Source organism: Vibrio sp. JPW-9-11-11, assembly GCF_013369335.1.
Taxonomy (GTDB): domain Bacteria; phylum Pseudomonadota; class Gammaproteobacteria; order Enterobacterales; family Vibrionaceae; genus Vibrio.
The window spans coordinates 1-5,547 of record NZ_SZQJ01000022.1 but is presented as its reverse complement, the minus strand read 5'-3'; the positions used below and the strand labels follow the sequence as shown (position 1 = coordinate 5,547).

General features: G+C 41.8%; 6 protein-coding genes and 1 pseudogene. 5 read left to right on the top strand and 2 right to left on the bottom strand.

Going from position 1 to position 5,547, the window contains the following annotated elements:
- Positions 1–656 precede the first annotated feature (656 nt).
- The 5 genes from FCU94_RS15725 to FCU94_RS15700 all read left to right on the top strand — a co-directional run bounded on the left by FCU94_RS15725 (position 657) and on the right by FCU94_RS15700 (position 4,351).
- Positions 657–1,490: a hypothetical protein gene (locus FCU94_RS15725; RefSeq protein WP_176289440.1), complete on the top strand. Its 834-nt coding sequence runs from the start codon at positions 657–659 to the stop codon at positions 1,488–1,490.
- A gap of 103 nt (positions 1,491–1,593) precedes the next feature.
- A complete protein-coding gene (locus FCU94_RS15720; protein ID WP_441351751.1) occupies positions 1,594–2,064 on the top strand; it encodes a GNAT family N-acetyltransferase in 471 nt (156 codons plus the stop codon).
- Positions 2,065–2,215: 151 nt separating this feature from the next.
- Complete coding sequence (locus tag FCU94_RS15710) at positions 2,216–2,722, top strand: hypothetical protein (protein WP_176289439.1); 507 nt, start codon at positions 2,216–2,218, stop codon at positions 2,720–2,722.
- Between the two features lie 586 nt (positions 2,723–3,308).
- Positions 3,309–3,755 (top strand): GNAT family N-acetyltransferase, encoded by a 447-nt coding sequence (locus tag FCU94_RS15705; RefSeq protein WP_176289438.1) that lies wholly within the window; start codon positions 3,309–3,311, stop codon positions 3,753–3,755.
- A 104-nt stretch (positions 3,756–3,859) separates the two neighbouring features.
- Positions 3,860–4,351 carry a GNAT family N-acetyltransferase gene (locus FCU94_RS15700; RefSeq protein ID WP_176289437.1) on the top strand — a complete coding sequence of 164 codons (492 nt, stop codon included), beginning with the start codon at positions 3,860–3,862 and terminating at the stop codon, positions 4,349–4,351.
- A gap of 132 nt (positions 4,352–4,483) precedes the next feature.
- On the opposite strand, the gene FCU94_RS15695 is transcribed toward FCU94_RS15700, so the two are convergent.
- Positions 4,484–4,939: a hypothetical protein gene (locus FCU94_RS15695; RefSeq protein ID WP_176289436.1), complete on the bottom strand. Its 456-nt coding sequence runs from the start codon at positions 4,937–4,939 to the stop codon at positions 4,484–4,486.
- Positions 4,940–5,033: 94 nt separating this feature from the next.
- Positions 5,034–5,547, bottom strand: a pseudogene (locus tag FCU94_RS15690) (IS30-like element ISVa6 family transposase); the annotation flags it as partial.

Genomic DNA, 5,547 nt, shown 5'->3' with positions numbered 1-5,547 from the left:
TGATTCGCAACGCTTGGCGTTTTCGCTTCGCTCAAGTATAGCCAAGCGCCGCTCACACCTTAATGCGGCGTTAGTACGGGGTTGGCATCAACGGTAAAAATTTCGGTGTTTATCAGTTTCGTTTCCTAGCTTTACACTGGCTCAAATGTGCCTTTCATGTTCTTTCCGGTAGCACTATATGCGGAGTGTTAGCGTCGATTTCACCGTTTACGGTTTCTAACGTTTTGGCTATTTCTCTGGCGCGGCTTCTTTTGCGTGGCCAGTTCTTCAGTCTCAAATTTAGTATATTGGTGTGGTTGTCAAAGTTCGGCGACCGAATCCTTTGCTAATTTTAAACTGGTCAAAATAGGGCAGTTTAGCGTGTTTTTCTTCTCGCCAACTTGCGTTTTGAGATTGAGTTCTAGTTTGGCAGTGGTCAGTTTAGCTTTCTCGTTTTTAGCCACAAATTTCGTGCTATATTTCAAAATCTTGGTGCAAACCAAAAGGTTTTGGAACAGCGTACTAACAAACAATTTAAGAGTGATTCGGCACGCGTGGAATTTTTGGTATGCCTTGGTTTTAGTGGTTAAGGTGGTATGCGGAAGCATCGGTATTGCGTGCCTCACACCTTAATTGGGCGTTAGAGCTACCGATAAGAAAATAGTAAAGAGGTTATCTTGGATAATAAGAAAGAAAGTACTGAAAAGAGTCTTCTGACTCTAAAAAATGCTCGTGACGTTGCAATATTAGCCTTTTTTGGGGTAATGACTGCAAAGCTCTTTAGTATGGAACTAAGCATTGACATTAAAGAATTTACGTTCACGGATCTTCTTTCCATGATTCTTGCTTTTTTTGCAATTGCATTGTCAGTCGCGTTTTATTTTAAAGCTACAGATACTAGCAACAGGTTTTATGACAACTCATATGCGTTCACTAAAGAAGTTTCCGAAATTTTGGGACGTATTGAAGCGGGATTTGGAGAGCGTCTAAGACATCTTGATGAAGGGTATAGTGGTATTCGTGATAAGTTTGATCAACTCCCTTTTGATTCGAATCAAGTGAAAGCGGAGATCGAGAAAGAAAAAGAGGAAGTAAGAAAGAAGGAAGCTGAGCAAGAAAAGGTCTTGGAAGATCTTGCCAAAAGAGCGCACTTGGCAGAAGCCGAAAAGGATGAGTTGTTCTCTCGGATGAGGCAAATTACAAAAGAACTAGATGATGCAAAACGAGAAAGTCGTAGACTGACAAGGACTATGAGACTGCATGCGGTGGAAAATGGTTCACGAAGTGAAGCATTAGATTATTTACAGCGAAGAATGGACGATATCAGACCATCAGCTGTAGACCCACGTTCTCGTCGCGGTAGTTACGGTTACCTGTTCCAAGATATAGCAGATAAATTACCGAGAAGTCTTTACCGTGAGCTTGAGCATTACGGTTATGTGGAAAATGGCAATTTAACTAGAGAAGCATTAAGAATACTGAATGATAGGCAGGAACAATTAGCTTCGTAGCTCTAACAAAGCATTTAAGAGTGATTCGCAACGCTTGGCAGTTTCGCTTCGCTCAAGTATAGCCAAGCGTCGCTCACACCTTAATGCGGCGTTATGTGCTTTGGTGGAAATGGATATGGAAATCACAATCAGGCGTATCGAAACAGAAAGCATTGAGGACAAAGGTATATTCGAGACTTTGTTTAGAGAGTACCTATCTGGATTCTCAGTTGAGCTAGATCTCTCAGTAATTGCTCAGTTATTTGCATTGCCGTATTTCCACGGATTTATAAGTTTTGTCGACGATAAGCCCGCCGGTTTTGCGGTTTGCTTTGAATCGTTTTCAACTTATCGTGCGCAAAGAGTGATGAATATCCATGACTTTATGGTGTCGGACAACTTTCGTGGTAAAGGTGTGGGCAAAGCGCAACTGAATGGTATCGAACAGTATTGTCGTGATAATGATTACCTCAAAATCACACTAGAGGTCGGTGATGATAATGTTGTAGCTAAAAAGCTCTACAGTTCATTGGACTACGAAGATTACAGAGTAGTTTTGACAGGGCAGCAACATTGGCAAAAGTACCTCAATTAGCACGCACATAACAAACTGTTCAAGAGGGATTCGCAACGCGTGGCATTTTCATTATGCGTTGGTTTTAGTGTTTAAGGCGGTATGCGGCGGCTTTTGTATTGCGTTGCTCACCCCTTAACAGGGCGTTATGTGATTAAGCAAGTATGAAGCTATGAAGTTCGATAGATCTACCATTATTATTTGTGCATTGGTTTCTTTTACGTCAAGTACAGGAAGCAAATTTTTTGACTCTGTATCATCAGAGTTATCTGGACAGTTGGTATTTTGGACACTACTTTGCTTAATGCTAAGCATTTCAGGTGCTATAGGCATTCTGGCATGTTTAGGTATCAATAGTGCAGTTGCTAAAGTCATTGGAAGGGTTAGCATACAAATAAATAGTTTTTTCCTCTCTATTGTTAACGTGATGTTTGGGCTCGCTTTAGGTACAGTTATTTATGATTTAATGCTGGCAAACTGGGGGCAGGCTGTTAAAGGGGGTGGCTCACTTTGGGTAATCTACTCTCAAGGGTTAATGTCAACTAAATGGCTTAAACAATCGCTCTTTTATGCAACCGGAGAGGGTGAGATTGAAGCTAAAGAAATAAAAATATTCTTTGGCTTGCATCTCATATTTTTCACTCTCGGTTTTTTAGGGTTAGTCGGGTTAGTAACGTAGACGGATAAATCACATAACAAAGCGTTTAAGAGGGATTCTCAACGCTTGGCATTTTCAGTTTGATTCAGTTTTAGTGTTTACGGCACAATGGTTTAGGTTGGGTGGTTGCGTTGTTCACCCCTTAACGCGGCGTTATAAAGCCCTTTTAAATTTAGTGCAAGTTCCCACGTATATCGCGGAGCTGCACCTTGGTTCAGCAGCGTCCATCACTGTTATGGCTAGCACTGAGGTTCGGGCTGTTCAATTAGGAAGCTTGTGCCAATAAGCCGTTCGTCGTGTGTTCAATAACCCACCAGTGCTCGGCTATTGGCAGTCGTCGGGCAATGAGTGTTCGCCCGGTGGTTAGTGGTATTCTTAATCCACATTCTAATTTTCAATGCAGGGTGGTTTGTTAAAAGCTCAATCGTGCATCTTGCACAGCTTTTAGTTTCAATTTAAGTGCTTTATAACAAGGCGTTCAAGTGGGACTGTTAACGCTTGGCAATTTTAGTGGTAAAGTCGAAAACAGTGGTTAGGGTGGTTTGTTGAGGTTTCGTGGTTAGCGTTTTCCAGCCCCTTAACGCGGCGTTATGTGCTCGGAGGAAATATGGAAATTCAGAAGGTTCTAAAAACGGATTTAGGCGCAGTAACAAGGCTTGTTTCAGAGGTCTCCGCCAAGGATGTACTTCCATTGCTTAATGAACAAGGAAAACAAGAGTATAAGGACAGAGTATTACCTGACCTAGCGTCTACTCTTGATGATGAGAAGTTTTCATCAATTAAGGCGGTATCGGGTGGAGAAGTTCTAGGTTTTGCCGCTTTGCGTGGTGGAAATTATCTAACCCATTTGTTTGTTGCAAATTCACAGCAGGGTTCAGGCTTAGGTCGTACTTTATTGAATCATTTGCTTGATCAGACAGACGCTCGTGAAGTTAGCCTACGTTCATCGGTGAATGCTGTTGGTTTTTACAATCGTAATGGTTTCGTAGCAACAGGTGAAGAAGCCGAATTCAACGGAATTAGGTTCGTACCCATGTCTTTAGTACGCACATAACAAAGCATTTAAGAGTGATTCGCAACGCTTGGCAGTTTCGCTTCGCTCAAGTATAGCCAAGCGCCGCTCACACCTTAATGCGGCGTTATGTGCTTAGGAGTAAAATGGAAATTACGAAAGCGAAAGTAGGTCATCAAGACCAGTTTAAAGACTACGTTGAGTCCTGTATTGCAGATGGCTTAGAGCTTTATGATGAAGCAAAAACTGATAGTAGTGCGTATCTAAAGAAGAGAATCGCATACTCCCAAGGTTTAGGGTTGCCTGACGGTTGGGCTCCAATAACAACTTATTTTTGTATGGAGTCAGGTGCAATTCTCGGCTCAATCAGAGTTCGACACGGTACAAACGAGTACATTGAAAATGTCATAGGTCATATTGGCTATGAAACTAGGCCGACAGCTCGTGGTAAAGGAGTCGCCTCATTTCTTCTCGCTTGGGTTCGTGACAATGTTGTATCTGACTCAGCTATTGTGACCTGTTCAATCGAAAACTCAGCATCACAAAAGGTCATCGAAAACTGTGGTGGTGTTTATCTGGGCAACTACACAGATGAAAGTGAGGGTACAGTAAGGCGCTACCGTTTGGTACGCACATAACAAAGCGTTTAAGACGGATTCCCAACGCTCGGCATTTTTGGTTTGCTTCAGTTTAAGTGTTTACGGCACAATACTTTAAGTGTAGTGGTCTGCGTTGCTCACCACTTAACGCGGCGTTAGTAAGCACACTCATTAGCTTGCCTGCTTTTCCTTCAAGCTTTCATCTTTCATATCAGCCGCAGTCTTTAGCACCAATAAACTGTATGAGGCTGAAGTAGTAAAATAAAAAGAAAGAGCACTTAACGAGCCGAATATTAAATATAATTCGGAATCGGAAAGTTCAAAAAATTTATATTCTTGTTGTAAGGTGATCAGCCAAATAGCAAAGAAGACACACATCATAACTTGGTAAGCTGCACTACATACAATCCTAAAGGTCACTTGACTTTGAATTTGAGCAATTCTCCAAGGGTTTTTTGCTGTGGATTTTGCATGTTGATCTAGAATGCTCTTTAGCTTTGGTGACTTCTTGTAATTTTTGAACCGACGTTTGAGAATTTGCCAAGCAATAGCAAATAAAGATACGTATGCTGCGATGAAAGAGATTGCTTGATGCAGTGGATTATTTAGAGAAAATAGTTCTGGCATTATAAAATTAAATGATCAAAGAAGTGATGGTGGAGTAGTATACCATAGCTGATGCAAGGAGCTTCTTAGTATCAAGTTTGAAGTGCGACACTTTTTACAGATGCGCATGAATATACTCCGTTGGTGTTCTATACCCAAGCCTTTTGCGTGGGCGCGTATTTAATTTGTGTGCAATTTCATTGCAGAGCTTCTGTGTCACGTGTGACATAGAAGTGCGTTTTGGTAAGTATTGTCGTATCAAGCCATTGGTGTTTTCATTAGTGCCTCGCTCCCATGAATGGTATGGATTTGCAAAGTAAAACAGGCAGTTATGATGTTTTTCTAATTGTGCATAACTATGAAATTCAGTGCCGTTATCCGCAGTTATCGTCTTAAAAGGTAAGTCAGAGCGGGTCATGATTTTGCTCATTCTTACGTTGAGCGACTCGCTTGTTCTATCGTCCATTTGTCCGATAAAAGTGTAGCCAGTCATTCTGTCGACTAAAGTCACGATACAGTGCTTGGTTCCGCGGCCAACGACGGTATCAATTTCCCAGTGACCAGGCTCTTTTCGATGCTCAGCTTTTGCAGGTCTTTCGGTAATATGGCGCTTTGCTGCCAGCCGACCT

Bases quoted from the DNA above. Each gene is read 5' to 3' on its own strand.
- FCU94_RS15710 (WP_176289439.1), top strand. From the start codon at position 2,216: ATGAAGTTCGATAGATCTACCATTATTATTTGTGCATTGGTTTCTTTT.
- FCU94_RS15705 (WP_176289438.1), top strand. From the start codon at position 3,309: ATGGAAATTCAGAAGGTTCTAAAAACGGATTTAGGCGCAGTAACAAGG.
- FCU94_RS15700 (WP_176289437.1), top strand. From the start codon at position 3,860: ATGGAAATTACGAAAGCGAAAGTAGGTCATCAAGACCAGTTTAAAGAC.
- FCU94_RS15695 (WP_176289436.1), bottom strand. From the start codon at position 4,939: ATGCCAGAACTATTTTCTCTAAATAATCCACTGCATCAAGCAATCTCT.